General features: G+C 75.6%; 24 protein-coding genes and 1 pseudogene. 9 read left to right on the top strand and 16 right to left on the bottom strand.

From position 1 onward, the window contains the following. Nucleotides 1–2: 2 nt before the first annotated feature. The 8 genes from RF640_RS07065 to RF640_RS07030 all read right to left on the bottom strand — a co-directional run bounded on the left by RF640_RS07065 (nt 3) and on the right by RF640_RS07030 (nt 9103). Nucleotides 3–1211, bottom strand: a complete 1209-nt coding sequence (locus tag RF640_RS07065) for an acyl-CoA dehydrogenase family protein (RefSeq protein WP_109242991.1) — start codon at nt 1209–1211, stop codon at nt 3–5. A 124-nt stretch (nt 1212–1335) separates the two neighbouring features. Beyond that, entirely contained in the window at nt 1336–1974 is a 639-nt protein-coding gene (locus tag RF640_RS07060) for a sulfate/molybdate ABC transporter ATP-binding protein (RefSeq protein ID WP_229587645.1), read from the bottom strand. A 29-nt stretch (nt 1975–2003) separates the two neighbouring features. Beyond that, on the bottom strand, nt 2004–2810 hold the full coding sequence (locus tag RF640_RS07055) for an ABC transporter permease (protein WP_368827249.1): 807 nt from the start codon (nt 2808–2810) through the stop codon (nt 2004–2006). After that, entirely contained in the window at nt 2807–3565 is a 759-nt protein-coding gene (modA, locus tag RF640_RS07050; RefSeq protein ID WP_368827247.1) for a molybdate ABC transporter substrate-binding protein, read from the bottom strand. Before modA ends, RF640_RS07055 begins: the two co-directional genes overlap by 4 nt. Before the next feature lie 7 nt (nt 3566–3572). Continuing rightward, nucleotides 3573–3971: a molybdopterin-binding protein gene (locus RF640_RS07045; RefSeq protein WP_017833044.1), complete on the bottom strand. Its 399-nt coding sequence runs from the start codon at nt 3969–3971 to the stop codon at nt 3573–3575. Between the two features lie 61 nt (nt 3972–4032). Continuing rightward, a complete protein-coding gene (gene recQ, locus RF640_RS07040; RefSeq protein ID WP_095649835.1) occupies nt 4033–5838 on the bottom strand; it encodes a DNA helicase RecQ in 1806 nt (601 codons plus the stop codon). Next, the gene (locus RF640_RS07035) at nt 5835–8189 is read right to left on the bottom strand and encodes a glycoside hydrolase family 65 protein (protein ID WP_368827244.1); all 2355 of its coding nucleotides are present in this window, start codon (nt 8187–8189) and stop codon (nt 5835–5837) included. Before RF640_RS07035 ends, recQ begins: the two co-directional genes overlap by 4 nt. A 50-nt stretch (nt 8190–8239) precedes the next feature. Further along, nucleotides 8240–9103, bottom strand: a complete 864-nt coding sequence (locus tag RF640_RS07030; protein ID WP_229587642.1) for an enoyl-CoA hydratase — start codon at nt 9101–9103, stop codon at nt 8240–8242. Nucleotides 9104–9256: 153 nt separating this feature from the next. Here RF640_RS07030 and nadE point away from each other — a divergent pair, with 153 nt between their 5' ends. Both nadE and RF640_RS07020 read left to right on the top strand, forming a co-directional pair. Continuing rightward, nucleotides 9257–10081 carry an ammonia-dependent NAD(+) synthetase gene (gene nadE / locus RF640_RS07025; protein ID WP_035925543.1) on the top strand — a complete coding sequence of 275 codons (825 nt, stop codon included), beginning with the start codon at nt 9257–9259 and terminating at the stop codon, nt 10079–10081. 114 nt (nt 10082–10195) lie between these two features. Continuing rightward, entirely contained in the window at nt 10196–11938 is a 1743-nt protein-coding gene (locus RF640_RS07020; protein WP_284563210.1) for an HNH endonuclease signature motif containing protein, read from the top strand. A gap of 264 nt (nt 11939–12202) precedes the next feature. On the opposite strand, the gene RF640_RS07015 is transcribed toward RF640_RS07020, so the two are convergent. The 4 genes from RF640_RS07015 to RF640_RS07000 all read right to left on the bottom strand — a co-directional run bounded on the left by RF640_RS07015 (nt 12203) and on the right by RF640_RS07000 (nt 15691). Next, nucleotides 12203–13495: a CAP domain-containing protein gene (locus tag RF640_RS07015; RefSeq protein ID WP_051063742.1), complete on the bottom strand. Its 1293-nt coding sequence runs from the start codon at nt 13493–13495 to the stop codon at nt 12203–12205. 138 nt (nt 13496–13633) lie between these two features. Then, complete coding sequence (locus tag RF640_RS07010) at nt 13634–14359, bottom strand: hypothetical protein (RefSeq protein WP_017833038.1); 726 nt, start codon at nt 14357–14359, stop codon at nt 13634–13636. 13 nt (nt 14360–14372) lie between these two features. Continuing rightward, nucleotides 14373–15296 (bottom strand): ATP-binding cassette domain-containing protein, encoded by a 924-nt coding sequence (locus RF640_RS07005; RefSeq protein ID WP_052132845.1) that lies wholly within the window; start codon nt 15294–15296, stop codon nt 14373–14375. Next, complete coding sequence (locus RF640_RS07000; RefSeq protein ID WP_017833036.1) at nt 15293–15691, bottom strand: GntR family transcriptional regulator; 399 nt, start codon at nt 15689–15691, stop codon at nt 15293–15295. Before RF640_RS07000 ends, RF640_RS07005 begins: the two co-directional genes overlap by 4 nt. A 112-nt stretch (nt 15692–15803) precedes the next feature. Here RF640_RS07000 and RF640_RS06995 point away from each other — a divergent pair, with 112 nt between their 5' ends. The 5 genes and pseudogenes from RF640_RS06995 to RF640_RS06975 all read left to right on the top strand — a co-directional run. Further along, nucleotides 15804–16610 (top strand): exodeoxyribonuclease III, encoded by an 807-nt coding sequence (locus RF640_RS06995; RefSeq protein WP_017833035.1) that lies wholly within the window; start codon nt 15804–15806, stop codon nt 16608–16610. A gap of 6 nt (nt 16611–16616) precedes the next feature. Further along, nucleotides 16617–17489 carry a hypothetical protein gene (locus tag RF640_RS06990; RefSeq protein WP_229587641.1) on the top strand — a complete coding sequence of 291 codons (873 nt, stop codon included), beginning with the start codon at nt 16617–16619 and terminating at the stop codon, nt 17487–17489. A 213-nt stretch (nt 17490–17702) separates the two neighbouring features. Continuing rightward, a complete protein-coding gene (locus RF640_RS06985) occupies nt 17703–18008 on the top strand; it encodes a DUF4193 domain-containing protein (protein ID WP_035925540.1) in 306 nt (101 codons plus the stop codon). Nucleotides 18009–18068: 60 nt separating this feature from the next. Beyond that, entirely contained in the window at nt 18069–19316 is a 1248-nt protein-coding gene (locus RF640_RS06980; protein ID WP_109268553.1) for an MFS transporter, read from the top strand. A gap of 40 nt (nt 19317–19356) precedes the next feature. Beyond that, nucleotides 19357–20307 (top strand): annotated as a pseudogene (locus tag RF640_RS06975) (Gfo/Idh/MocA family protein); the annotation flags it as partial. Here RF640_RS06975 and RF640_RS06970 read toward each other — a convergent pair. Continuing rightward, nucleotides 20250–21776: a carboxylesterase family protein gene (locus tag RF640_RS06970; RefSeq protein ID WP_109242999.1), complete on the bottom strand. Its 1527-nt coding sequence runs from the start codon at nt 21774–21776 to the stop codon at nt 20250–20252. The pseudogene RF640_RS06975 and the gene RF640_RS06970 sit on opposite strands and share 58 nt — an antisense overlap. Before the next feature lie 233 nt (nt 21777–22009). Here RF640_RS06970 and RF640_RS06965 point away from each other — a divergent pair, with 233 nt between their 5' ends. Then, the gene (locus tag RF640_RS06965; RefSeq protein WP_368827315.1) at nt 22010–23014 is read left to right on the top strand and encodes a DMT family transporter; all 1005 of its coding nucleotides are present in this window, start codon (nt 22010–22012) and stop codon (nt 23012–23014) included. A 70-nt stretch (nt 23015–23084) separates the two neighbouring features. Continuing rightward, nucleotides 23085–24791 (top strand): glycoside hydrolase family 13 protein, encoded by a 1707-nt coding sequence (locus RF640_RS06960; protein ID WP_035925530.1) that lies wholly within the window; start codon nt 23085–23087, stop codon nt 24789–24791. Between the two features lie 144 nt (nt 24792–24935). Here the strand turns inward: RF640_RS06960 and RF640_RS06955 are convergent, their stop codons facing one another. From RF640_RS06955 to RF640_RS06945, 3 genes are all read right to left on the bottom strand, one after another. Continuing rightward, nucleotides 24936–25433, bottom strand: a complete 498-nt coding sequence (locus RF640_RS06955; protein ID WP_095649846.1) for a hypothetical protein — start codon at nt 25431–25433, stop codon at nt 24936–24938. Further along, nucleotides 25430–25588: a hypothetical protein gene (locus RF640_RS06950; protein ID WP_017833025.1), complete on the bottom strand. Its 159-nt coding sequence runs from the start codon at nt 25586–25588 to the stop codon at nt 25430–25432. Before RF640_RS06950 ends, RF640_RS06955 begins: the two co-directional genes overlap by 4 nt. 66 nt (nt 25589–25654) lie before the next feature. Further along, nucleotides 25655–26116, bottom strand: a complete 462-nt coding sequence (locus RF640_RS06945; protein ID WP_176337320.1) for a hypothetical protein — start codon at nt 26114–26116, stop codon at nt 25655–25657. Nucleotides 26117–26141: the final 25 nt, after the last annotated feature.

Below are 26141 nucleotides of genomic sequence, written 5' to 3'. Positions count from 1 at the left end.
GCTCAGACGAACGCGGAGACGCCGGTGACGGCGCGGCCCACGATCAGGGCGTTGATCTCGTAGGTGCCCTCGTAGGTGTAGAGGATCTCGACGTCGTTGAAGAGCTTGGCCATCTCGTGGTCGGTGACCACGCCGTTGCCGCCGAGCAGGTTCCGGCCCAGGGCCGCGGACTCGCGGGCCAGGGACGTGGTGGTGGCCTTGGCCAGCGCGGCGTGGGGCATGTCGAAGCCCCCGTCCTCCTGGAGCCGGGCGATCTGGGCCATGAGGCCCAGGGCGGCCGTGGCGTTGCCGAGGATCCGGGCGAGGGGCTCCTGGACGAGCTGGAACTTCGCGAGCGGGCGGCCGAACTGCCGCCGGGTCAGGGCGTAGTCGCGGGCGACGTCGAAGATCGCGAGCTGGACCCCGGCGCTCTGCCAGCCCACCCAGGCGCGGGAGTTGCGCAGCATCACGTTGGCCGCGGCGAAGTCCTGCGCCCCGGGCAGGGCGTTGTCCGCCGGGATGCGGACCTCGTCCAGGACGATGTCGGCGTTCTGCATGATCCGCAGCCCGATCTTGTGCTCGATCTTCGTGGCGGACCAGCCCGGCCGGTCGGTCTCCACGAGGAAGCCCTTGACCTTCCCGTCGGCGGTGTCGCGGGCCCAGACGATCGCGACGTCGGCGATCGTGCCGGCGCCGATCCAGCGCTTGGTCCCGGTGAGCACCCACTCGTCCCCGTCCCGGGTCGCGGTGGTGGCCAGGCCGCCGGCGATGTCGGAGCCGTGCTCGGGCTCGGTGAGGGCGAAGGCGCCGAGGGCCCGGAAGCGGCGCAGGTCGGGCAGCCAGCGGTTCTTCTGCTCCTCCGAGCCCAGGGCGGCGATCAGGTCGACGATGAGCTCGTTGTGGATCCCGACGAGGGCGCTCAGCGACACGTCGGCCCGGGCGACCTCGGCGTAGGCCAGGCCCCGGTAGAGCCGGCTCGCCCCGGAGAGCTCGAGCTCGCCGAGCCCGTGGGCGGCCAGCGCCGGGAGCAGGTGGGACGGGAACTCCTCGCGGTTCCAGTAGGGCGTGACCACGGGGCGGACCTGCTCCTGGAGGAAGGTGTGCAGGTCGGCCAGCCGGGCGCGCTCCTCCGGGGGGAGCAGGGCGGCGAAGCAGAAGAGGTCGGCGTCCGGGAAGGGGATGCCGGGGTGCTGCTCCACGGACGGGGATTCGCCGCGCAGGACGGGAGTCATGGGTGGTCCTCTCGTCGGCCCGTCACGACGGGGTGGGTCGTGTGAGCCGGGTCATACGAAAACGGTGGTGGTCCCGATCGTACTGCGCGGACCGGGGAGGCGCCGGAGCGCTCCGGCGCGGTGCTCAGCCCGCCGCGACCCGGCCGTGCTCGAGCACCACGACGTGCTCGGCGAGGGCGGCGGCGTCCCCGGGGTCGTGGCTGATGACCAGGGCCGTGCGCCCCGCCAGCACCCGGACGAGGAGTTCGCGGACGAGGGGCCGGGCGGCCGCGTCCAGGGCGGAGAACGGCTCGTCCAGCAGCAGCAGCCGCGGCTCGGCCGCCAGGGCCCGGGCGATCGCCACGCGCTGCGCCTGGCCGCCGGAGAGCTGGGCCGGGCGGCGGTCGGCGAACTGCTCGGCGCCCACCTCGGCGAGCCAGTGCCGGGCGGCGGTCCGCGACCGGGCCCGGCCCGCCCCGCGGCTGCGCGGGCCGAAGGCCACGTTCTCGAGCACGCTCAGGTGCGGGAACAGCAGCGGCTCCTGCGCCATGAGCGCGATGCCGCGCTCGTGCGGGGGCACCCAGCGCCCGCGCCCCGTGGCGTCGAGGTCGAAGAGCACGGTCCCGTCGAGGGTGCACCGGCCGGTGTCCGGCACGAGCAGCCCGGCGAGGACGGCGAAGAGGGTGGACTTCCCCGCGCCGTTGTGGCCGGTCACCGCCACGGTGGCCCCCGGCGGGACGCTCAGCGAGAGGTCCACGTCCCGGGCGGCCAGCCGGGCGGTCACGGACAGCCCCTCCGTCGCCGCCGGCCCGGTCACCGCCGGCCCGCCGTCCGGCGCACGGGGGCGGAGAGCCCCACGACGAGGACCGCCACGACCACGAGCACGAGCGAGAGGGCGACGGCGGCGTCCGGGTCCGTCTCCCGCAGCAGGTAGATCTCCAGGGGCAGGGTCCGGGTGGTCCCCTGCAGGCTGCCGGCGAAGGTCAGGGTGGCGCCGAACTCGCCCAGGCAGCGGGCGAAGGAGAGCACCGCGCCGGAGGCCAGCCCCGGCAGCACCAGCGGGAGGGTGACCCGGCGCAGCACGGTGGTGGGCCGGGCGCCGAGCGTGGCCGCGACCTCCTCGTAGCTCGCCGCCGCGCTGCGCAGCGCGCCCTCGAGGCTGACCACGAGGAACGGCAGCGCCACGAACGTCTGGGCGAGCACCACGGCCACGGTGGTGAAGGCGATGCTGATCCCCGCCAGCTCGAGGTGGCGCCCCACGAGCCCGTGGCGCCCGAAGGTGTGGAGCAGGGCGATCCCGCCGACCACGGGCGGCAGCACGAGCGGCAGCAGCACCAGTGCCCGCAGCAGCCGCGCCCCGGGCAGCCGGGCGCGGGCCAGCACCAGGGCCAGCGGGGTGCCCAGCAGCACGCACAGCGCGGTGGAGACGGTCGCGGTGCGCAGGCTCAGCCACAGCGCGGTGCGGGAGGACTCGGAGGTGATCAGCCCGAGGAAGCCACCCCCGTCCACCCGGGCGAGCATCCCGAGGACCGGCAGGACCACCACCAGGGCGCCCAGGGCCGCCGGGATCCACACCCAGCCGGGGACGGTGCTGAACCCGCGGGGACGGCGCCGGGTCACGGCGCCCCGAACCCCGCCCCGGCCAGGACCTCCCGGCCGCGGTCGCCGGCGACGAGCTCGGTGAACTGCCGGGCGAGCTCCGGCTCGTCGGAGTCCGCGAGCGCGGCGACGGGGGAACGGGTGACGGCCTGCGCCGCCTGCGGGACCTCGACGACCTCGACCGCGTCCCCGGCCGAGCGTGCGTCCGTGGCGTAGACCAGGCCGGCGTCCGCCTGGCCCGAGACGACCTTGCCGAGCACGTCCGTCACGGAGCCCTCCTCGCTCACCGGGCTCAGCCGCACGCCCGAGGCATCCTGGGCCCGCTCGCCGGCGGCGCCGCACGGCACCTGCGGGGCGCACACCACGACCTGCACGCCCGGCTCCGCCAGGTCCCGGAAGGACGCGACGCCGGCGGGGTTGCCGGCGGGCACGACCACGGTCAGGACGTTGGTCGCGAAGACCTCGGGCTCGCCGTCGACGAGGCCGGCCGCCGCGGCCCCGGCCATGCTCCGCTCGTCCGCGGTGGCGAGGACGTCGGCGGGCGCCCCCTCCGTGAGCTGCTGGACCAGGGTGGAGGACCCGGCGAAGCTCAGGGACACCTCGACCCCCGGGTGCTGCGCCTCGAACTGCTCGGCGAGCTCGGTGAAGGTGCCGGTGAGGGAGGCGGCGGCGTGGACGTCGAGAACGGTCGCGGGGTCCCCGCCGGCCCCGCACCCGGTGGCGCCGAGGCCGAGGGCGGCGAGGAGGACGGCCGCGGCGGGGGCCCTGGTGCGCACCGCCGCCTCACGCCCCGGGGGTCTCGACGACGACACTGGTCGACTTGACGACGGCCGTGGCCACGCGGCCGGGCTCCAGGCCCAGGTCCCGGACGGCCTCGGTGCTCATGAGCGAGACCACCCGGTGCGGGCCGCACTGCAGCTCCACCTGGGACATCACGGTGTCCGAGACGACCTCGGTGACCAGTCCCACGAACCGGTTGCGCGCCGAGCTGGCGACGTGCGCGGGGTCCTCGGGCCGGACGGCGCGCTCCTTGAGCAGGCGGGCCAGCTCCAGTCCGTCCACCACGGTCTGGCCGGTCGCGCTCCGGGTGCTGTGCAGCGCGCCCTGGTCGATCCAGCGCCGGACGGTGTCGTCGCTGACGCCGAGGAAGCGGGCGGCCTCGGCGATCCTGAGCTCGGTCATGGCGCCATGCTATCCGCATCTGCGGTCATTCGTCCGGCACGGCATCCGCAGGTGCGGATCATCAGGCGTCGGCGACGACCTGGCGGACGGCCTCGCCGTAGCGCTCGAGCTTGGCGTCGCCGACACCGGAGATGCCGCGCAGCTCCCCCAGCGAGCTCGGCCGGGCCTGGGCGATCGCGGCGAGGGTCGCGTCGTTGAAGACGACGTACGCGGGCACGCCCTGCTCCTTGGCCACGGCGGAGCGCCAGGCCCGCAGCTGCTGGAAGAGCTCCTGCTGGGGCTGGTCGAGGACCGGCGGCGCGGCGGCGGTCCTCGGCGTGCGGACGGTCCTGGCCCGCTCCGGCTCGCGCCGCAGGCGCACCTCCCGCTGCCCGCGCAGCACCTCCCCGGCGGCCTCGGTGAGCGCCAGGACGCCGTACTCGCCCTGCACCTGGAGCAGGCCCTGGGCGAGCAGCTGGCGCACCACCCCGCGCCACTCCTGGTCGCTCAGCTCGGTGCCGATGCCGAACGTGGTGAGCTCGGTGTGGCGCATCCGCACCACCCGCTCGGTCTCCCGGCCGAGCAGGATGTCCACCAGGTGCCCGGCGCCGAACTGCTGGCCCCGCTCCCGCTGCAGCCGCACGATCGTGGACATGAGCTTCTGCGCCGGGACCGTGCCGTCGAAGGCCTCGGGCGGGTCCAGGCACGTGTCGCAGTTGCCGCACGGCTCGCTCGCCTCGCCGAAGTAGCGCAGCAGCTGCCGGCGGCGGCACTGCACCGTCTCGCACAGCGCGAGCATCGCGTCCAGGTGCAGCGTCTGGGCGCGCTTGCGCTGCCGGTCCCCCTCGCCGTCCTCGATCATCCGGCGCTGCTGGACGACGTCCTGCAGCCCGTAGGCCAGCCACGCCGTCGACGGCAGCCCGTCGCGCCCGGCGCGCCCGGTCTCCTGGTAGTAGCCCTCGACGCTCTTGGGCAGGTCGAGGTGGGCGACGAAGCGCACGTCGGGCTTGTCGATCCCCATGCCGAAGGCGATGGTCGCGACCATGACCACGCCGTCCTCGCGCAGGAAGCGGGTCTGGTGCTGCGAGCGCACCTCGGCGGGCAGGCCGGCGTGGTACGGCAGCGCGGTGACGCCCTGGCCGGCCAGCCACTCCGCGGTGCGCTCGACCGAGGCGCGGCTGAGGCAGTAGACGATGCCGGCCTCGCCGTCGTGCTCGGTCCGGATGAGCTGGAGCAGCTGCCGGCGGGCGTCCTTCTTGGGCCCGACCCGGTACTGGATGTTGGGCCGGTCGAAGCTGGAGACGAAGACCCGGGCGTCGTCCAGGCGGAGGTTGCGGACGATCTCCTCGCGCGTCTCCGCGGTCGCGGTGGCGGTGAGGGCGATGCGCGGGACCCCGGGCCAGCGGTCGTGGAGGATCGTCAGCCCGAGGTAGTCGGGGCGGAAGTCGTGGCCCCACTGGGCCACGCAGTGCGCCTCGTCGACGGCGAAGAGCGCGATGCGGGCGCGGTCGAGCAGATCGGCCGCGACCGGGAGGCGCTCGGGAGCGAGGTAGAGCAGGTCGAGCTCGCCGGCCAGGAGTCGACGCTCCACGTCGCGGCGCTCCTCGAGGGTCTGGGTGGAGTTGAGGTACGCGGCGCGCACGCCGACCTGCTCGAGGGCGTCGACCTGGTCGTGCATGAGCGCGATGAGCGGGCTGATGACCACCCCGGTGCCCTCCCGGACGAGCGCCGGGATCTGGTAGCACAGGCTCTTGCCGCCGCCGGTGGGCATGAGCACGAGGGCGTCCTCGCCGCCGGTGACCGCGTCGATGATCTCGGCCTGCTGCCCGCGGAAGGCGTCGTAGCCCCAGACGCGGGTGAGCACCTCGAGGGGCACGGGGCGCGTCACGGCGTGCGGGGGGCGCGCGGGGCGCGTCCCGGGGGCTGGTGCGGGGCGGGGGTGGGCGGGTGCGGCGTGTGCAGCGGCGCGGTCGCGGGGCGCGCGGCCGTGACGGCCAGGGCCTCGCCGTCGATCCGCAGCGCCACCTCGCCGGCGTCCCCGTCCAGGACCCGCACGGTCGTGCCCGAGCGGGTGATCTCCACGCCGAGCCGGCGGCCGTGCCACCGGAGGCGGAAGGCGATCCGGTGCAGGCGCTCCGGGAGCCGGGGGGCCAGGCGCAGCTCGCCCCCGTCCGTGTCCAGTCCCCCGAACCCGCAGACCACGGCCAGCCACGACCCGGCGGCGGAGGCCAGGTGCAGGCCCTGCTCGGCGTCCTGCTGGATGTCCCGCAGGTCCACGAGGGCGGACTCGCGCAGGTGCTCGAGGGCGAGGTCCAGGTGGCCCACACGGGCGCAGACCACGGCCTGCACGCAGGCCGAGAGGGACGAGTCGCGGACGGTGCGCTGCTCGTAGTAGTCCAGGTCCCGGGCGGTCTGCTCCGGGGTGAACGCCTCGGCGCACCACCACAGGGCGAGGACCAGGTCCGCCTGCTTGACGATCTGGCGGCGGTAGATCTTGGCGTAGTGGAAGTGCTCCTCCACGGGGTAGCCGTCGCGCTTGGCCTCGAAGTCCCACTCGCGGTAGGTCGTGAACCCCTCGTTGGAGGGGTGCACGCCGCGCACGGCGTCGTAGGGGATGTGGATCGCGTCCGCCAGGGCCCGCCACCGCTGGAGCTCGTCCGCCGTCACGGAGAGCCGCCCCACGTGCTCGGGGTGCTCCTCGCACGCGTCGGCGGCCGCCCGGAGGTTGCGCCGGGCCATGAGGTTGGTGAAGACGTTGTCGTCCACCACGCCGGTGTACTCGTCCGGCCCGGTCATGCCGAGGAGGTGGATGCCGCCCTCGTGGTCCTCGTGCACCATGGCCGCCCACACGCGCGCCGTCTCCACCAGGACGTCGACCCCGCCGACCTCGGTGAGGTCCTCGCCGGTGGCGTCGGCCCACCAGCGGAAGGCCCGCGCGATGTCGGCGTTGACGTGCATGGCCGCGGTGCTGGCCGGCCAGTACGCCGACGTCTCGTGCCCGTCGATGGTGCGCCACGGGAAGGAGGCGCCGCCCAGGTCCAGGACCTGCGCCCGCTCCCGGGCCCGGTCCAGGGTCGAGGAGCGCCACTGCAGGAGCCGGGCGGCGTCCCGGGGGCGCAGCAGCGCCAGGGCCGGCAGCACGAAGCCCTCGATGTCCCAGAAGGTGTGCCCGCTGTACCCGCCGCCGGTCAGCCCCTTCGCCCCGACCGGGGCGCGGCTGACGCAGGCCGCCGCCTGCAGGAGCTGGAACAGGTCGAAGCGGATCGCCAGCTGCAGCTCGGGGTCGCTGTCGATCTCCACCTCGGCGCTGTCCCAGTACTCGTCCAGCTCCGCCCGCTGGTCGGCGAGCAGCCCGTCCCAGCCGCGCCGCCGCGCCCCGGTCATCGCGGCGAGCACCTGCTCCCGCAGGTCGGCCGAGGGGTCCGCGTCCGAGGACGCGTGGCAGAGGTACTTGACGAACCCCACCCGCTGCCCGGGCCGGAGGTCGGTCACGAGGGTGGTGACCACCTGGTCGTCGTCGCACTGCGTGCTCACGGCGCCGCCGGCCGGCATGTCGACCTCGTGCTCGACCGCCGCGGCCACCCCGATCTCGCTCCCGTGGGTGCGGTGGACCAGGACGCCGCCGGTCTCGTGGCAGCGGCTGAGGCGGGCGTGGAACGGCTGCTCCAGGACCGCGGCCACGCGCGGGTCCTCGTTCTCCACCTTGGGCGGGGTGCCGTTGACGACCAGGTCGGAGCGCAGCACCGCCTGGACCGTGCGGTCCAGCGCCTCGACCTCGTAGCGGATCGCCGTGACGGAGCGCTGGGTCAGCGAGACCAGGCGGGTGGACGTCAGGCGCATCCGGGCGCCGCGCGGGGTGACCCACTCCGTCTCGCGGCGCAGCGTGCCCGCGCGCAGGTCGAGCACGCGGTCGTGCTGCTCCGGCGGGGACTCCCGGACGTCCAGCGGCACCCCGTCCACCTGCAGGCGCACGGTGCTCCCGTCGGCCACGCCGATGATGGCCTGCCCGTGCTCCGGGTGCCCGTAGCCGCCCTCGGGGTAGGACAGCGGGTGGTACTCGTAGACCCCGGCCAGGAAGGTCCCGCGGGAGGCGCTGGGCTGCGCCTCGTCCAGCGTGCCCCGGATCCCGACGTACCCGTTGGACAGGGCGAAGACGGACTCCAGGGCGCCGTGCGCGCCGGGGTCGAGGGCGGACTCGCGGACCTGCCAGGAGGAGGCATCGTTCGACGGTTGAGGCATGGCACCACGTTAGCTCCCGCGGCCGGGCGGCACCCGGCCGCGGCGGGGGTTCAGCGGTGCGTGAACCGCGGCTCGCGCTTCTCCGCGAACGCGGCCATGCCCTCCTTCTGGTCCTCGGTGGCGAACAGCGCGTGGAAGAGCCGCCGCTCGAGGTGCACGCCCTGCGCGAGGGTGGTCTCGAACGCGGTGTCCACGGCTTCCTTGGCCGCGAGGACCGAGGGCAGGGACTTCGCCGCGATGGTCCCGGCGACGTCCAGGGCCTCCGCCAGCAGGTCCGCCGCGGGCACCACGCGGGAGACGAGACCCGCCCGCTCCGCCTCCGCGGCGTCGAGGTGCCGGCCGGTGAGGACCATGTCCATGGCCTTGGCCTTGCCCACCGCACGGGCCAGGCGCTGGGAGCCGCCCATCCCGGGGATCACCCCGAGGTTGATCTCGGGCTGCCCGAAGCGGGCCGTGTCCGCGGCGATCAGCAGGTCGCACATCATCGCGAGCTCGCACCCCCCGCCCAGGGCGTAGCCCGAGACCGCGGCGACCACGGGGGTGCGCACCCGGGTGAAGGCGTCCCAGCCCGCGAACCAGTCCGCGAGGTACATCTCCGGGGCGCTGCGCCCCGCCATCTCCTTGATGTCGGCGCCGGCGGCGAAGGCCTTCTCCGAGCCGGTGAGGACGATCGCCCCGATCCCCGGGTCGGTGTCCAGGGCGGTGGACGCGGCGACGACCTCCCGCAGGGTCGCGGCGTCGAGGGCGTTGAGCGCCCGCGGCCGGTTCAGGGTGATGATCCCGACCCTCCCGCGGGTCTCGACCAGGATGTTCTCGTACGTGCTCCCCGAGACGTTCCGTGAGGTGTTCCCGGAGGTGTTCCCAGGGGTGTCCTCGGCGGTGTTCCGGCGGTCGGTCCCGTGCTGCTCGCTCATGCTGCGCTCCTGGTTCGCTCGGTCGGTCGGATCCGGTGCTCCCGGGGGCGGCTCCGGTGCGGGGGCATGGCCCGCATCCTACGCAAGGGCCCCGCCGTTCCGGGACCGTGTTCCCCTTGCCCGCCCGGGCGCGGCCCGCACTAGCATGGGCCCATGCGGACACTGCAGGCAGCAATCATCGAAGAGATGGGCGTGAAGCCCGAGATCGACCCCGAGCAGGAGATCGAGGCGCGCGTCGGCTTCCTCTGCGACTACCTGCGGGCCAGCGGCACGAAGGGCTTCGTGCTCGGCATCAGCGGGGGCCTCGACTCCACGCTGGCCGGCCGGCTCGCCCAGCTGGCGGTCGAGCGGGTGCGCGCCGAGGGCGGCGAGGCGGAGTTCGTGGGCGTGCGCCTGCCCCACCGGAAGCAGCACGACGAGGAGGACGCCCAGGCGGCCCTGCGCTTCGTCGCCGCCGACCGCACCATCACCTACGACATCGCCCCGGCGGTGGACGGCTTCGAGCACGGCTTCGAGGGCGCCACGGACCGGGAGATCTCCGACTTCAACAAGGGCAACATCAAGGCCCGGATGCGGATGATCGCGCAGTACGCGATCGCCGGGGAGCACAACTACCTGGTGATCGGCACCGACCACGGCGCCGAGTCCGTGACCGGGTTCTTCACCAAGTACGGCGACGGCGGGGCGGACGTGCTGCCGCTGTTCGGGCTCGACAAGCGGCAGAACCGGCTCCTCGCGAAGACCCTCGGCGCCGAGGAGCGGCTGTGGGCGAAGGCCCCCACCGCCGACCTGCTCGACGACGCCCCGGGCCAGACCGACGAGGCCGAGCTCGGGCTGTCCTACGACGACATCGACGACTACCTCGAGGGCCGCGAGGTCGCCGACGCCGTGGCCGAGCAGATCGAGCACCGCTGGCGCATCACCCGGCACAAGCGCACGACCCCCGCCACGATCCTCGACGACTGGTGGCGCTCCTGACGCCCGAAGCACCCGCACCACCACGGAGCCGCGCACCCCGATCGGGGTGCGCGGCTCCGTCGTCGTCGGGGCCCGTCGGCTTAGCGAGTCTGAGGTGCTGGGGAGAATGGTTCCATGACGGCGACGGCGCAGCGGCGGACCCGGACCCCGGTGGCCGGGGAGGAGTCTCCGGCGCGGCCGGTGCTCGCCGAGGTGCACGACACCGCGGTGCAGGGCGCTCCCGGGCCTGCCGCCGAGGTGCGGGCTGCCGCGGCGGGTCTGGTGGAGGCCGCGGCGGCGGAGGCGCGGGCGGTGGGCGCGCAAGTGCGCTGCATCCACCGGTTGTGGCTGGCCGGGCAGGCGGCGCGCACGGCGGCCCGGTTCCAGGCGATGGCGCAGGCCGAGGCCGAGATCGCCGCCGGCGGGTTCCTCCGCCCGGACCCGCTGAGCCCGCTGGCCGAGGCGGAGCACCAGCTGCTCGTGGACGTCGCGGCCGAGGTCGGTCCGGCCCTGCGGCTGCCGGCGGGCACGGCCCGGCGGCGGGTGGAGGACGCCGTGCTGCTGGCCGAGATGCTCCCGGAGGTCCTCACCGCCCTGGAGGAGGGCCGGATCGGCTCGCCCCAGGCCGCGGTGCTGGTCGATCAGTGGCGTGAGCTGATCACCCAGGCCCCGACCTGGGCCCCCGGCCGGTGCGACCCGCCGCCGGTGGCGGCCGTCGGCCGGCTGATCGCCGAGCTGCTGGACCGGGCCCCGCACGCCACCGCCGCGCAGCTGCGCGCGACCGCCCGCACCCGGCGGGCCGTGCTCGTGGCCGGCGCCGAGGAACGCGCCCGCCGCGCCGCGCGCAGGGCCCGGGCGGTGTGGGTGGAGCCGGCCGCCGACGGCACGGCCTGGCTGCACGCCCTGCTGGAGGCCCCGGTGGCCCTGGCCGTGCACGACCGGCTCGAGGACCTGGCCCGGCTGCTGGGCCAGGACGTCCCGGACCCCGCACGATCGGGGCGGCCGGGACCGCAGGATCAGGAAGAGTCCGTGCCGCGCTCGGTGTCGGAGCTGCGGGCCGACGTGCTGGCGGACCTGCTGCTGGACGGGGTCCTGCCGGAGAAGCCGGGCTTTCCGCGCGGAGTGCGGGCCCGGGTGAGCGTGCTGGTCCCGGTCTCGGTGCTGACGTGCGCCGGCACGGCCGGGGGCGAGTCGGCCGGGGACGGGGTTCCGGTGCTGTCGGGCTACGGGCCCATCAGCGCGGAGGTGGCCCGTCAGCTGGCCGCCGGGGCCGGGGCGTGGCACCGGGTGCTGACCCACCCCGTGACCGGAGTGGTCCTCGACCACGACCGGACCGTCTACGCCGTGCCCCGGGACCTGCGCCGGCTGGTCGAGCTGCGCGACGGGACCTGTCGCTTCCCCGGGTGCCGGCGCCGGTCCGAGGCCTGCGATCTCGACCACACGGTGGCCTGGGCCCGGGGCGGGCCCACGGCCGAGCACAACCTGGCCGCCCTGTGCCGCCACCACCACCGGGTCAAGCACCGCCACGGCCACCTCGGGGCCTGGTCGGTGCGGCGGATCACCCCCGGCCCGCACGACGGCACCGCCCCGGGCACGGACGGCAGCCCGCCCGGAGGAACGGCCGGGGGCGCGGCCGGGCACGCCGCGGTCCTGGAGTGGACCTCACCGGGCGGGCTCGTGCACCGCACCGCACCCGAGCACACGGCTGCCCGCCCCGAACCCGAGCACACCGCTGCCGGCACCGCACCCGACTGCCGGAGCGCCCCGGCCACCGGCCGGCCGCCCGGCAACCCTCCGCCCGTGGGTCCGGCCGCTGATCCTCCGCCCGGCGGCCTCCGGCTCGACGACCTCCCGCCCGATGACCCCCCGCCATTCTGAGACCGGCGAGCCCGCGGCCTCCTGGGCCCGGCTCCCCGAGGCCGGTGTCGTGGTGAGGTGGTCCGGACCGGCCGCGCGAGCGCGCCTGTTGCCCACGGCCGGGAACGACCCGCAGCCGTTTCCCCTGAGCATCCCCTCAGGTCACCAGGGCCGGAACCGCGGTGGAACCGCCGGACGATCCGACGAACCGTGCGCGCCACGTCGGAACACCCCCGGCTCGGCCGATCCCACCGCACGGAGAGACCGACTTCAACCGCTTCGGGCTCAGCGGGTGGCCCAGGTGCGCCCCGCGGCGTAGTGGACGGTGACGCCCTTCGAGAAGCGCTGGCGCACCTCGGCGCCGTAGCGGTACTCGTCGGTGACGGGGAAGCCCCAGCCGCGCTCGGAGCCGGCGGCCTTCCAGGCCCGCCCGATGGCCCCGTACTGCTTGACCGCGCGGGAGCCCGTCCCGGGACTCCACAGGAGCATGGTGGAGCGACCGTCGCGGCGGAAGACCTGGTACGCCCCACTGGTGGCCGGGCGCTCGTCCGTGACGGGCAGGCCGAAGTGGTGCTCCCGGCCGGCCGCGACCCACCGGCCGCCGATGGATCCGTAGTTCTTCACGGCCATCGCGCCGTAGCCGGGGGCCCAGTAGACGGTGGTGGTGCGGGTGCCCTTCCGGAACTGCTGGTAGACGCCGCCCTCGATCAGGCCGCCGCGCTCGTTCATGGTGGGCTCCCCGAGCACGGCCGCCCCGCCCAGACGGTGGTACTTGGTGCCGATCGCCCCCCGGACTGCGTAGGACGGCGCCGTCACTGGGGGTGCCGTCACCGGCGGCACGAACCCCTGCGCCGGGCTCGCGACCGTCCCGGGCACGGCCTGCCCGGCCGGATAGGCGTAGTAGTAGATCGTCAGGTAGGTCTCCCACCCGGGACCACCCGAGCCCGACGTGGCGACGTGACTGACCCCGATCCCGAGGTGGGTCAGGTCCCGGGCGAACTGGTCGGTCCCGTTGCGGGGGAAGAAGTCCAGCAGGTAGTGCGCGAGCGCCTCGACCGCCTCGACGCCCTCGAAGGGGCCGGTGAAGACGCCCTTCCCGTAGTACTGGTCCATCCGGATCCCGCCGGCAGGGGCGCCCGCCCAGGGGTCCGGGTTGCGGGACTCCTTGCGGGCCCCGGCCATGGTCTCCGCCCACTGCTGGGCGTTGCGGGACAGCGCGGTGTTGTAGACCAGCGGGGCGCGCCTCGCCTGGCCGCGGTGGTCGTTGACGATCTTGAAGGCCTCGGTGATGTCCTCGACCGTGGTCGGGTGGGCGCCGGCCGACGCCGCCCCGGCCAGGCCGCCGGCGGCCGGGTCCTCCGCGGCCGCCGGCGCCGGAACCCCGGCCGGGGCGGCGTCGGTGCCCGAGCCGCCGTGCAGGCTCAGGGCGGGCGCGCCCGCGGTGGCGGCCGGCTCGGCCGGACCGGACAGCTCGGGCAGATCGACCGGAGGAGTCGGGGCTGCGAGCGCCGCCGGAACTCCGCCGAGGAGGAGGGCGAAGGTGGTGGACACGACGAGCGCGGTCCGTGCGAGGTTCATGGGGGTCTCTCCCTGCTGGGGGCGGCGCCGCCGGGGGCACGGGCCAGCAGGAAATTAGCATGTGCAACCACCCGGTGGAAGGGCGCGCGGGGAAACCCCTGGTCCCCCGGCGCGGCGGCGCTGGCCGCGCCGGGGTGCTCAGCGGACGGAGACCCGGCGGTACAGGCCCCAGCCCAGCAGCGCGAGCAGCACGGGCGCCGCCGCGGCCAGGAGCACGAGTCCCGCCGGGACCCCCGCGGAACCCGCGCCGACGGCCGCGGCGGAGCCCGCTCCGGTCGCGGCGGCCCACACCAGCACGGCCAGGGTCGTCACGACGGTCCCGATGATGGACAGCGTCAGCGCCACGGGGCCGCCCCGGACGTACACCGTGGCGAAGACCGCCCCGACCAGCTGCGCCCCGAGGTAGACCAGGAACGCCACGAGGAGGGCCCACGCCGGGGACCCTCCGGCGAAGACGCGGACGTCGAAAGCGGGCAGGCCCAGGAACCAGCCGCCGGTGGCGCGCTCCAGGAGCAGGAACGCGGTGAGGACGGCCGCGGCCAGCAGGGCGTGGAGCACGAACGTCAGCACCGAGCCCCACCACATCGACCGGCGGGTGGCCCCCAGCGCCAGGGCGAGGGGCGTGCTCGTGCCGATCACCTGGGCGGCGTGGACGAGCAGGGCGATCCCGGGCCACCAGAGCAGGACCTGGTTGTAGCGCAGGCCCTCGGCCACGGCGCCCAGCGGGGCGCCCAGGACCACGTGCAGCACGACCCCGGCGAGCAGACTGAGCAGCCCGGACACCGTGATCACGCCCACGACCATCCAGACCCCGGCGGACCGGTTGACGGTGTTGAGCTTGAGGACAGGGGTGAGTCGTGACATGGCGGAGGTCCTCTCAGGCGTTCTGGAGCTGGTCGGCGGGCACCGGGACGAGCCCGTGGGCGGCCACGGCCGACTGCAGGGAGACGGCGTCGATCTCGATCCCGTGGCGCGCGGCGGCCGCCCGGGCGTCGTCGTCGTGGGGCGCCGCCACGGTCACGGTGCGCAGCGCCCCGATCCGCTGCTCGCGGGAGACCTGCTGCTCGAGGCGCCGCTCGGCCAGGTAGCCGGCGACGTCGGCGGCGGGCCCCGCGACCGTGTGGGCGCTGGCGCGGGCGGTCTCGAGACCGGCGTCCAGCACGAGCCGCCCGCGGTCGAGGAGCAGGACGTGGTCGAGGAGGTTGGCGACCTCGTCGACCAGGTGCGTGGAGATCACCACGGTGCGCGGGTGCCGCGCGAAGTCCTCGAGGAGCCGGTCGTAGAACAGCTCCCGGGCCACCGGGTCCAGCCCGCCGTAGGGCTCGTCCAGCATCGTGAGCTCCGCGCGGGACGCGAGGCCCAGGACGATGCCGAGGGCCGTGTGCTGACCCGTGGAGAGCTTCTTGATCCTGGTCCGCGACGGGAGCCGGAGGTCCTCGGCGAGACCGCGGGCGAGCTCCTCGTCCCAGCCGGGGTAGAACGCCGGCGCGGCGTCGAGGACGTGGCGAACCCGGAACTCCTCGGGGTAGCGCTGCCGGTCCCGCAGCAGCACCGTGCGGGAGAGCGCCTCGGGGTTCTCCCACCCGGGACGGCCGAACAGCTCGACCCGCCCGCCCCGGTCGGGGCGGACCTGCTGGCCGATCACGGACAGCAGGGTGGTCTTGCCGGAGCCGTTGCGCCCCACGAGTCCGTAGATCCGGTCCGGGGCGAGGTCGAGGTCGACGCCGTCGAGGGCCCGGGTCTCCCGGTAGGTGCGGGAGACGCCGCGCAGGGCGACGATGGGGGCTGGCGTGCCGTTCATGGGGTGGACTCCTGACGGGTCGGTGCGGCGGCCTCGGACCGGCCGAGGGCGGAGCGGACGAGGTCGAGGACGTCCCCCGGCGGGAGCCGGAGGGAGTGCGCCTCGGTGACGAGCGGTGCCACGTAGCGGTCGGCGAACTCCTGCCGCCGCTGCTCGAGGAGCCGTTCCCGGGCGCCGGCGGCGACGAACATGCCGATGCCGCGGCGCTTGTAGAGGATCCCCCGGTCCACGAGCCGGTTGACGCCCTTGCCGGCGGTGGCCGGGTTGATCCGGTAGAAGGCGGCGAACTCGTTGGTGGACGGGACCTGGGTCTCCTCCGGATAGGCGCCCGCGAGGATGTCGGCGCAGATCCGTTCGGCGATCTGCTGGAAGATCGGGCGGTCGTCGGCGATCACGGCCCTCCCCCTCACTGGTTCATTAGTTATGTAACTAACCATGGCACCTGAACCGGTGCTGCGCAAGGGGTGCTGAAAATTCCCGTCCGGGGCAGCCGGTAACGTGGGGCCCATGAGGATCGCCACCTGGAACGTGAACTCCGTCCGCGCCCGCGCCGATCGTGTGGAGGCGTGGCTGCAGCGCTCGGACGTGGACGTCCTGGCCATGCAGGAGACCAAGGCGAAGGACGACAACTTCCCCTGGGAGCTCTTCGAGTACATGGGCTACGACGTCGCCCACTTCGGCCTCAGCCAGTGGAACGGCGTGGCGATCGCCTCCCGGGTGGGCCTCGAGGACGTCGAGCGCACCTTCCCGGACCAGCCGGCCTTCGGCAAGCCCGGCGAGGAGCCCGTGCAGGAGGCCCGGGCGATCGGCGCCACGTGCGCCGGCGTGCGCGTCTGGTCCCTCTACGTCCCCAACGGCCGCGGCCTGGAGGACCCGCACATGCCCTACAAGCTGGAGTGGCTGCGCGTGCTCAAGGACCACGCCAAGCAGTGGGTCGACGAGGACTCCACGGCGCAGGTCGCCCTGGTGGGCGACTGGAACGTGGCCCCGCAGGACGAGGACGTGTGGGACATGCAGTTCTTCCTCGACAACGGCCTGACCCATGTCAGCGCGCCCGAGCGCGCAGCCTTCCGCGCCTTCCTCGAGGAGGCCGGCTACCTGGACGTGGTCCGCCCCCGGCACCCCGGCCCGGGCGTCTACACGTACTGGGACTACAAGGGCCTGCGCTTCCCGAAGAAGGAGGGCATGCGCATCGACTTCCAGCTCTACTCCCCCGCCCTGGCCGGCCGCGTCACCGACGCGTCGATCGACCGCGAGGAGCGCAAGGGCAAGGGCGCCTCGGACCACGCCCCCGTCGTCGTCGAGATCGCCTGAGCCGCCGTGGCCCAGCTGCTGCAGGTCGGCCGGACGTTCCGCTCGGCCACCGGGATCCCCCACCAGTTCGCCCTGCGGGTGTACGTGCCCGCCGAGGAGCTCGACGCCGTGTACGCCCCGCTGGTGCCCCGGGCCCTGTCCCCCGAGGAGGCCGGGGTCAACGAGCTGACCGAGCAGCTCGCCCGCCTGGCCGAGCCGGGCCAGGAGCCCCTGCCCCCGGCCGTGGAGCCGCTGTGGACCCTGCCGTTCTCCGCGGCGCCCCGGGGCCGGGACATGCTCGCGGCCGGGGTCGGGGACTTCCCCGTCTACCACCCCCCGCAGCGGCTGCGGCGCTCGCTGCGGCTCGTGGCGCTCGCCGAGGAGGAGGGCGGCCAGCCCCTGCCCAACCTGCTCATCCCCGAGGACGCCGTCCGGGCCGCGGGCGATCGCGTGAGCCGGGAGCACTTCGTGCCCGTGCACGCGCGCCAGTCGGCGTTCACCGTCCCCATGGCGTGGTTCTCCCTCTTCACCGCTCAGGACCACACCGAGAGCTTCCACCACGGCAACCGTGTGCACCGGTGCGCGGTGCCGGTGGACCTCGCGACCCGTCGCGTGGTGCGCGCCGCGCAGGTGGTGGAGGACGCGGGCGGCGAGGACCTCGAGGACCTCGCCGAGGACCTCACGCACCTGGGCCGGTGGCTCGGGGCGTTCTCCGCCAACTCCCTCGTGGTCCTGCACTACGGCTCGCTCGCTGACCCGTTCCAGCCGGACGAGAGTCCGCAGGACTTCTCGGACGCCGTGGAGCTGCTGGCCGCGCGGGACGCCCACGGCGCCGCCGTGGCGTTCCGCCGGCTCATGCACCGCTGGCTGCGCCTCGCGCACCTGGAGAGCGCCAGCTGACACCGGACCAGGGCCGGGCGGCGTCCTGCGCGGCGCGCCAGGGACCGATCCGGGCCCCTCCGGGGTGCGACGAGGATCACGCCCGAGACGCCGGACTTCGCCGGGACGCGCGGGGACTCGACAGTTGCCCATGTCGTAGGGGTACACTCTGGTCCTTCCGTGCAGGGCACCCTCTGCACAGCACCACCCCGTTCCAGGAGGACGCACCACATCATGGCCACCGATTACGACGCCCCGCGCACCCGGCCCGAGGACGAGCCGGCCAACGAGTCCCTGGAGGCGATCCAGGTCCAGCGCAGCGCCACCACCCAGACCGCGGTCATCGACGCCGAGGACTTCGACACCGCCGAGGGCATCGACCTGCCCGGCGCCGACCTCTCCCACGAAGAGCTCACCGTGGCCGTCATCCCGGAACAGGTCGACGAGTTCACCTGCGCCTCCTGCTTCCTGGTCCGGCACCGCTCCCAGCTGGCCCGCCAGTCCGGCGAGACGCGGTACTGCACCGACTGCGAGGGCTGAGCGGACCGCTCCGTCCGGCCCGCGCCCCGGTGCCGCCGCACCCCGTGATAGAACAGGCCGGTGCGCCCGTCCACCCCGCCCCCTGACCGTTCCGCCGTCCCGCCCCGCGTGCCGGGGTGGCTGGTGGTGCTCGCGGTGGCGGTCGTGGCGGTCAATCTCCGCCCCGGGGCCACCTCCGTGGGGCCCGTGCTCGCGGAGGTGCAGCAGGGACTGGGGCTGAGCCCCACGATGGCCGGGGTGCTGACCGCCCTGCCCGGGCTCACGTTCGCCGCGGCGGGGGCGTGCGCGGCCGCGCTCTCGCGCAGGACCGGCATCAGCGGTGCCGTCACCGCCGGTCTGGTCCTGGTCGCCGCCGGGCTGCTGGCCCGGCCGGTCACGGGATCGGTGCCGGTGTTCCTGCTCCTGTCCGTGCTGGGCTTCGCCGGCATGGCCGTCGGCAACATCCTGGTGCCGGCGTTCATCAAGCGCCACGGGGGCCGGCGCACGGCGGCGCTGAACTCCCTCTACACGACCGGCCTGGCCGTCGGCGCCACGCTGCCCCTGCTGGCGGCCGGGCCGCTGGCCGCGAGCGGGCCCGACGGGTGGCGTGCCGCACTGGGCCTCTGGGGCCTCGTGGCCCTGGCCGCCGTGGTCCCCTGGGTCCTGGTCACCGTCCGCGACCGGCGCGAGCCCGCCACGACCCCCGGCCGCGCCCTGCGTCCCGGCCGCGGCACCTCGATCCTCCGCTCCCGCACCGCCGTGGCGCTGTGCGTCTACTTCGGCATCCAGTCGATGCACGCCTACGTCCAGTTCGGCTGGGTGGCCCAGATCTACCGCGACGGCGGCCTGGGCCAGGCCCAGGCCGGGCTGATGGCCGCCCTCATCGCCGCCATGGGCATCCCGGGAGGGCTCCTCATGCCCGTCCTGGTGGCCCGCTCACCGCGCCTGCGGCGGTGGATCGTGGGCCTGGGCGTCTGCATGGTCGCCGGCTACTCCGGCCTGCTGCTGGCGCCCGCCACCACACCCTGGGCCTGGGCCCTGCTCCTGGGGGTGGGCGGCTTCGCGTTCCCCACCGCCCTGGCGCTGCTCACGGCCCGCTCCCGGGACCCCCGGGTGACCGCGCAGCTGTCCGGGTTCACCCAGCCGGTGGGCTACCTGCTCGCGGCGGCCGGGCCCTTCGCCGTCGGCGCCCTGCACGAGGCCACCGGCAGCTGGACCGCTCCCCTGCTGCTGCTGATGGGCACCGCGGTGCTCCTCGTCGTCGCCGGCGGCGTCGCGGCCGCGCCCCGCTTCGTCGACGACGAGATCGCGGGCCCGGACGGGCCGTAGCGGCCCGGTGCGGCCCGGTGCCAGGGGCTATCGTGACCGCATGACTGATCAGGGTGCAGGACGAGTGCTCACCGCCGGACTCGTCGGGTACGGCATGGCCGGGCGGGACTTCCACGGGGACCTGCTGCGGCGGGCCGGCGGGCGGGTCACCGACGTCGTCACCGGCGACCCGGAGCGGGCCGCCCGCGCGGGCGCCGACTGGCCCGGGGTGCAGGTGCACCGGGACCTGCCCGGGCTGCTGGAGCGCTCGCGGCCCGACGTGCTGGTCGTCGCCTCGCCCACGGGGCTGCACGTGGAGCACGCGCTGGCCGGCCTGGAGGCCGGGATCCCCGTGGTGGTCGACAAGCCGCTGGCCATGGACCACGAGGGCGCGGTGGCCGTGGTCCGCCGCGCCGAGGAGACCGGGACCCCGCTGACGGTCTTCCACAACCGGCGCTGGGACAGCGAGCAGCTGACCCTGGCCCGGGTGCTCGCCGAGGGGCACCTCGGGGACGTGCACCGGTTCGAGCGCCGCTGGGAGCGGTGGCGCCCGGTGCCCAAGGACCGGTGGCGGGAGAACGCGGTCGGCCGGGGCGGCGGGCTGCTGCTCGACCTCGGTCCGCACCTCGTGGACGCGGCGATCCAGCTGTTCGGGCCGGTGGCCGCGGTGCGGGCCGAGCTACGCGCGCTGACGACCCCGGCCGAGGACGACGTCTTCCTGGCCCTGGACCACGCCTCGGGCACGATCAGCCACCTGTGGGCCGGGAGCCTCGTGGGGGCGCCGGGGCCCCGGACCCGGGTGCTCGGCTCGGCCGGCGCCTACCTCGTGGCCGGGCACGCCGACAGCCCCGGCCCTTTCGACCCGCTGGACCCCGGGGAGGGCATGACGGGTCTGCTCGTCCGGGGCACCGGGACCGACCCCGTGCCCACCGCCCCCGGCGAGCCCGCCGACTTCTACCGGGCCGTGGCCCGGTGGCTCCTCGGCGACGGCGAGGCCCCCGTGGACCCGTGGGACGCCGTGGCCGTCGCCGCGGTGCTGGACGCGGCCCGGCGCAGCGCCCGCACCGGGGCGCGGGAGGTGCCCGCAGCGCCCTGAGCGCGGCGCACCGCGCCGAGGACACAGCCGAGGACGCGCTCGAGGGGTCGTGCACCCGTGGCCGCGCGGTAGCGCAGGACGCCGGGGACCGCCCCGGCGTCCGCCAGCGGCTCCCCGCGGGCGAAGCCGGCCCACAGCCGCCGGAGGCGCCGGCCATGGGCCTGGACGTCCTCCCACGGGGCCCCGGCGAGCAGCCCGGTGCCGGCCCATGCGGCCTCGTCGCCGAACAGGAGCGGGAGGTCGACCGTGTGGGCGGATCCGTACGGGCTGCCCGGCGCGCTCCAGGTGAGCAGGTAGGTGTGGGCGCGGCCTCCGGCCCGGGCGTGCCGGGCGGCGAACCGGCGGACGGCCCGGCCGTGGACGGCCGCGGTCACCTGCCCCACGACGGCGCGGCGGAGCACGGGGCCGAGCAGCGGGACGCGGGTGACCCGGTGGAGGAGGGGCAGCGTGGGCAGGTAGAGCCGGGCCTCCTCGGCGGTGTGGCCGATGAGCACGTCGATGTGCGGGGCCACGCGGTCCCAGGCTGCCTCGACGCCCTCCTCGGCGGGCAGGGGGTGGTGGCCGTACTGGGTGCCGAACGGCATCCGGCCCCGGAGCCCGAAGGAGGACGCGCCGGCCTCGACCTCGGCCTGCAGCGCCACCACCTCCGCGGCCGGCGTCCCCGCGGTGACGGCACCGGCCGCGCCCGCCATCGCCGCGGTCATCGCCGCCCGGCCGCGGGCGATGCCCAGCGGAGGGCTCTGCAGGATGGCCCGGCGGAACAGCAGCTCCGCGCCCGGGACGGCCATGAGATGGGCCACGGCGTCGCCCCCGGCGGACTGGCCGAACACGGTCACCCGGTCCGGGTCGCCGCCGAAGGCCGCGATGTTGCGCCGCACCCAGCGCAGGGCCTCTAGCTGGTCGAGCAGACCGAGGTTGGCGGGGCGGCCCCGGCCCGCGCCGAGGTAGCCGAACAGTCCCAGCCGGTAGGTGACGCTCACGACCACGACCCGCTGCTCGGCGACCAGGGGGCGGGGATCCATGATCGGGGCGTCCCCGGCCCCGGTGGTGTAGGAGCCGCCGTGGATCCAGACCATCACCGGCAGCCGTTCCGCCGGCCCCCGCTCGAGGGGCAGGGTCACCGACAGCCGCTGGCAGTGCTCGTCCCGCGGGAGCCCGGCGAGGGTGTCGCCGAGGACCCCGGTGAGGAAGGGTGAGTGCGCCTGGGGGCAGGCCGGGGCCGGGCGGGTGGCGTCGAACGGTTCCTCCCGGTCCGCGACCGGGACGGGCGCGGCGAACCGGTCCGCCGTGGCGTACGGGATCCCGGTCGCCCGGACGACGTCGCCGTCGACCCGGCCGCGCACCGGCCCGCAGGGAGGCGCGAACGCGCGCGTCGGAGTGGTCATGCCCTCTTCTACCACGCGGCCCGCCCGGGACGGGGGCGGGCCGGCTTCCGCGAACGCGGCTGCGCCCGGCGCACCGCGCCCGGGGCGCCCGTCGCCCGCCCTGGGTAGATTGGACCGTCGACCGACAGGAGCCCGCCCATGACCGCACACCCGCAGCGCCCGGCGCCGCTCCGCGTCCGCGCGCACGCCCGCACGACGACCACCGACGTGCCGGTCGCACCGTGCGCGGCACCGTGAGCGGCACCGTGAGCCGCGCCGTGGGGCGCACGGGGCGCCACGCCGGCCTCGGCGTCGCGGCCATCCTGTTCACCGCGGTCCTGTGGGGCACGACCGGGACCGCGGCGACCTTCGCCCCCGGCGCGGGTCCGCTGGCGATCGGGGCCGCCGCCCTGGGCGTGGGCGGGCTGCTGCAGGCGGCGATCGCCCTGCCCGCCCTGCGCCGCTCGCGGCGGGCGCTGCGCTCGCACGCCGGGCTGGTGGCGGCCGGGGCCGCGGCCGTGGCCGTCTATCCGCTGGCGTTCTACAGCTCGATGCACCTGGGCGGCGTCGCGATCGGCACGGTCGTCTCCCTGGCCTCCGCGCCGCTGGCCTCGGGCGTCCTGGAGCGCGTCCTCGAGCGCCGCCCCCTGAGCCGGTGGTGGATGACCGCCGCGCTCCTGGGCGTCCTCGGCAGCGGCCTGCTGTGCCTGTCGAGGGCTGGCGGGTCCGGGGCCTCGGCCGCGGACACCGCCGCCGGCATCGGGCTCGGACTGGTGGCCGGGGCGACGTACGCGCTCTACTCGTGGGTGGTGCACCGGCTGATGGGCCACGGGGTGGGGCGCGCGGCCTCGATGGGCGCCGTCTTCGGCGCCGGCGGGGCGCTCCTGCTCCCGGTCCTCGCCCTCACGGGGGCGCCCCTGCTGGCCTCGGGGCAGGCGTTCGCCGTGGCCGCGTACATGGCGCTGGTGCCGATGTTCCTCGGGTACTTCCTGTTCGGCGTGGGACTCGCCCGGGTGCGCCCGAGCACGGCGACGACCCTCACCCTGACCGAACCGGCCGTCGCGGCGGTCCTGGCCGTCGTCGTCGTCGGCGAACGGCTGACGGGCGCCGGCTGGACCGGGCTGGCGGTCCTCGCCGCCGCGCTCGTCGTCCTGGCCCTCGCCCCCACCAACGTGGTCGTGCACCGGCCGGGCGGTCCCGGCCGGACACCGGCCGCCCCAGCGCCGGCCGCCGTGACACCGCGCCCGGGGACTGACTAGGTTGGGGACGCCCCCGCACCGGAGCCGCCCGCACCGGACACCCCCGACGAAGCACCCGAGGAGCACCCCCATGACGCAGCAGGTCAGCCAGTCCCCCGCCACCGAGGAGGGCGAGTGGTGGCGCTCCGCGGTGATCTACCAGATCTATCCCCGGTCCTTCAACGACTCCGACGGTGACGGTCTGGGCGACCTGCCCGGGATCGTCGACCGGCTGGACTACCTCGCGGACCTCGGCGTGGACGCCCTGTGGCTGTCCCCGTTCTACGTCTCGCCGCAGCACGACGCCGGCTACGACGTCTCCGACTACCGGGACGTCGACCCCCGCTTCGGCACCCTGGAGGACTTCGACCGGATGCGCGCCCGGATGGCGGAGCTCGGGATGCGGCTGATCGTGGACCTGGTGCCCAACCACACCTCGAGCGAGCACGAGTGGTTCCGGGCCGCCGTGGCCGCCGGGCCCGGCAGCCCCGAGCGGGACCGGTACATGTTCCGGGACGGCCGGGGCGAGCACGGGGAGCTGCCGCCGAACAACTGGCGCTCCGTGTTCGGCGGCGAGGCCTGGACCCGGCTGCCGGACGGGCAGTGGTACCTGCACCTGTTCGACAGCACCCAGCCGGACCTCAACTGGGAGAACCCGGAGGTGTGGGAGGAGTTCCGCTCCGTCCTGCGCTTCTGGCTGGACCGGGGCGCGGACGGCTTCCGCGTGGACGTGGCCCACGGCCTCGTGAAGGCCGAGGGGCTGCCGGACTGGGACCACCAGGTGCACATGGTCGAGGGCGAGCACGACGCGCGGGAGCACGACGCCCCGGACACCCCGCTGAGCACCGGCAGCCCCTACTTCGACCAGGACGGCGTGCACGAGGTCTACCGCGACTGGCACCGGGTGCTCGCCGAGTACGACGGCGACCGGATGCTGGTGGCCGAGGCGTGGGTCGAGCCGGCGCACCGGCTGGCGATGTACGTCCGCTCCGACGAGATGCACCAGGCGTTCAACTTCGACTTCCTGGTGGCCGGGTGGGACTGGGCCCGGATGTCCCGGGCCATCGAGGACTCCCTGGCGGAGTCGGCGAACGTCGGCGCGCCCACCACGTGGGTGCTGTCCAACCACGACACCGTCCGGCACGTCTCCCGCTTCGGGCTCACGGACCCCATCGCCTACCCCAAGGGGATCGACGCGGACAGCGAGCAGCCCGACCACGAGCAGGGCCTCGCCCGCGGCCGCGCCGCCGCGCTGGTGGAGCTGGCCCTGCCCGGCTCCGCCTACCTGTACCAGGGGGACGAGCTGGGCCTGCCCGACCACACCCGCCTGCCCGCCGAGCTGCGCCAGGACCCGGCGTTCGCCCGGACCGGGGGTGAGGAGATCGGCCGCGACGGCTGCCGGGTCCCGCTGCCCTGGGCCGCGGGAGAGCCCGGCCACGGCTTCGGGGCCGACCCGTGGCTGCCGCAGCCCGAGGAGTTCGCGCAGCTCGCGGCGGACCGGCAGGTGGGGGTCCCCGACTCCACGCACACGGTGTACCGCACGGCGCTGCGGGTGCGCCGGGAGCTCGGTCTCGGCCGCGGCTCCTTCGCGTGGCACGCGAGCCACGACGCCGCGACGGGCCTGCTGTCCTTCGTGAACACCACCGGCGCAGGGGAGCGGGTCCTCGTGGCGGCGAACCTGGGCGGCGCCCCCGTCCCCCTGCCCGCCGGAGAGCCGCTCGTGCTCAGCAGCCGGGACGCCGTGCAGGACGGCGTCCTGCGGCCCGAGCGGGCCGTGTGGTGGCGCCTGGCCCCCTGAGCCGTCCTGCCGGCCCTCGGGGCCCCGGCCTCGGGGGCCCCCCGGCCTCGGGGAACCCGGCGGTCCTGGCGCACGGCGTGCGGCGCCGCACGCCGGCACGCCGCGGACGACCGCTCGTCGCGGACGCCCGGTCCGGCGCGCCGGTCAGTGGCTGGTGCGCCCCCGGCCCGACACGAGCACCGGCGCCACCAGCCGGTCCGCGAGCACGCCGGTGACCACGGAGTACCCCGCCTTGTGCAGGACGTCCACGGCCTGCTCGCCGGCCGGCCAGGTCGACGGCGGGGCCCCGACCCCCGTCGCGTTCTCCACGGTCTGGTCGAAGGCCAGCCGCACCACCGTGTGCCAGGCGTTCGCGCGCGGACCCCGGATGCCGGTCACGGCCCACACGCCGCGCAGGGCGCCGAGGGCGGCGCCCGTGCCGTAGTGCATGGCGGAGTTCCAGCCCGTGGGCTGCTCGCGGTCCCCGGGGTGGCGCCCCAGCAGGGTGAGCAGGGCGCGCGCGGGGACGTAGGAGTCCGGCCGGTGGGTCAGCGCCTGCTCCGCCTTCTCCCCCAGCACCATCAGAGCGGCCCCCGCGATCCCCGCCGCGGCGCCGGTCGCCGCGGCCCGTCCGAGCGCGCTCGTCCGCGCGGGGCCGGTCACGGCCGCCCCTGCTCGTCGCCGGGCCGCTCGGCGCCCAGTCCCTGCTGCTCCAGGTCGCGGTCGAGCTCGGCGCCGGGCTCGACGACCACGCCGTCCTCGCGCTGGTCGTCGACCGGCCCGTGCCCCGGTTCCTGCTCGCGTCGGTGCTCGGTCATGTCGGCTCCTCCCGTCGGGGCCACCCGGGCCGGGCGACCTGCCCCCCAGTCTAGACAGGCTGCTGATCAGTTCGAGGGGGTGGGCTCCGCGCACGCCCGGCGGAGCCAGTCGCCGACCGGCGCGAGCGTCCGCTGCAGATCGGCCAGCTCGGCGGGCTGCACGGACGGGCCCGCGGCGTCCAGGGCGGCCACGGCGTCCTCGAACGCGGGGCGCAGCTCGGCGGGCAGCCGGGAGGTGAGGTCCCGCACGGAGGCAGCCGCCCCCTGGGGGCGGAAGTGGGGGTCCGGCTCGTCGCCGGACAGCGGCACGAGGGTCAGCGCCGTGTAGGCGCTCGCCACGTCGAAGCAGGCCTCCGGTTCCGCGGTGGGCCCGGCCGGCACCGGGGCGGGCGAGCCCGCGGTCGGCTCGAGGACGAGCCCGGAGGACTGCGGGCCGGCGCCGCAGCCAGTGAGCGCCAGCAGGCTCAGGGCGGTCAGCGCGGCCGCTGCTGCCCCGCGGGGGCTCGGGCGACGGGGATACCGGGTCACGGCTCCCAGGGTAGGGAGCGAACCT

Origin of the sequence: Kocuria sp. CPCC 205231, from assembly GCF_040980965.1 — a bacterium.
Lineage (GTDB): Bacteria > Actinomycetota > Actinomycetes > Actinomycetales > Micrococcaceae > Kocuria > Kocuria rosea.
Note: the sequence above shows the minus strand (reverse complement) of the source record. Positions and strands in the feature narration are given on the sequence as shown.

Coding starts and splice junctions, on each gene's coding strand:
- RF640_RS07065 (WP_109242991.1), bottom strand. CDS start 1,211: ATGACTCCCGTCCTGCGCGGCGAATCCCCGTCCGTGGAGCAGCACCCC.
- RF640_RS07045 (WP_017833044.1), bottom strand. CDS start 3,971: ATGACCGAGCTCAGGATCGCCGAGGCCGCCCGCTTCCTCGGCGTCAGC.
- RF640_RS07035 (WP_368827244.1), bottom strand. CDS start 8,189: ATGCCTCAACCGTCGAACGATGCCTCCTCCTGGCAGGTCCGCGAGTCC.
- RF640_RS07030 (WP_229587642.1), bottom strand. CDS start 9,103: ATGAGCGAGCAGCACGGGACCGACCGCCGGAACACCGCCGAGGACACC.
- nadE (WP_035925543.1), top strand. CDS start 9,257: ATGCGGACACTGCAGGCAGCAATCATCGAAGAGATGGGCGTGAAGCCC.
- RF640_RS07020 (WP_284563210.1), top strand. CDS start 10,196: ATGACGGCGACGGCGCAGCGGCGGACCCGGACCCCGGTGGCCGGGGAG.
- RF640_RS07015 (WP_051063742.1), bottom strand. CDS start 13,495: ATGAACCTCGCACGGACCGCGCTCGTCGTGTCCACCACCTTCGCCCTC.
- RF640_RS07010 (WP_017833038.1), bottom strand. CDS start 14,359: ATGTCACGACTCACCCCTGTCCTCAAGCTCAACACCGTCAACCGGTCC.
- RF640_RS07005 (WP_052132845.1), bottom strand. CDS start 15,296: ATGAACGGCACGCCAGCCCCCATCGTCGCCCTGCGCGGCGTCTCCCGC.
- RF640_RS06995 (WP_017833035.1), top strand. CDS start 15,804: ATGAGGATCGCCACCTGGAACGTGAACTCCGTCCGCGCCCGCGCCGAT.
- RF640_RS06985 (WP_035925540.1), top strand. CDS start 17,703: ATGGCCACCGATTACGACGCCCCGCGCACCCGGCCCGAGGACGAGCCG.
- RF640_RS06970 (WP_109242999.1), bottom strand. CDS start 21,776: ATGACCACTCCGACGCGCGCGTTCGCGCCTCCCTGCGGGCCGGTGCGC.
- RF640_RS06960 (WP_035925530.1), top strand. CDS start 23,085: ATGACGCAGCAGGTCAGCCAGTCCCCCGCCACCGAGGAGGGCGAGTGG.
- RF640_RS06950 (WP_017833025.1), bottom strand. CDS start 25,588: ATGACCGAGCACCGACGCGAGCAGGAACCGGGGCACGGGCCGGTCGAC.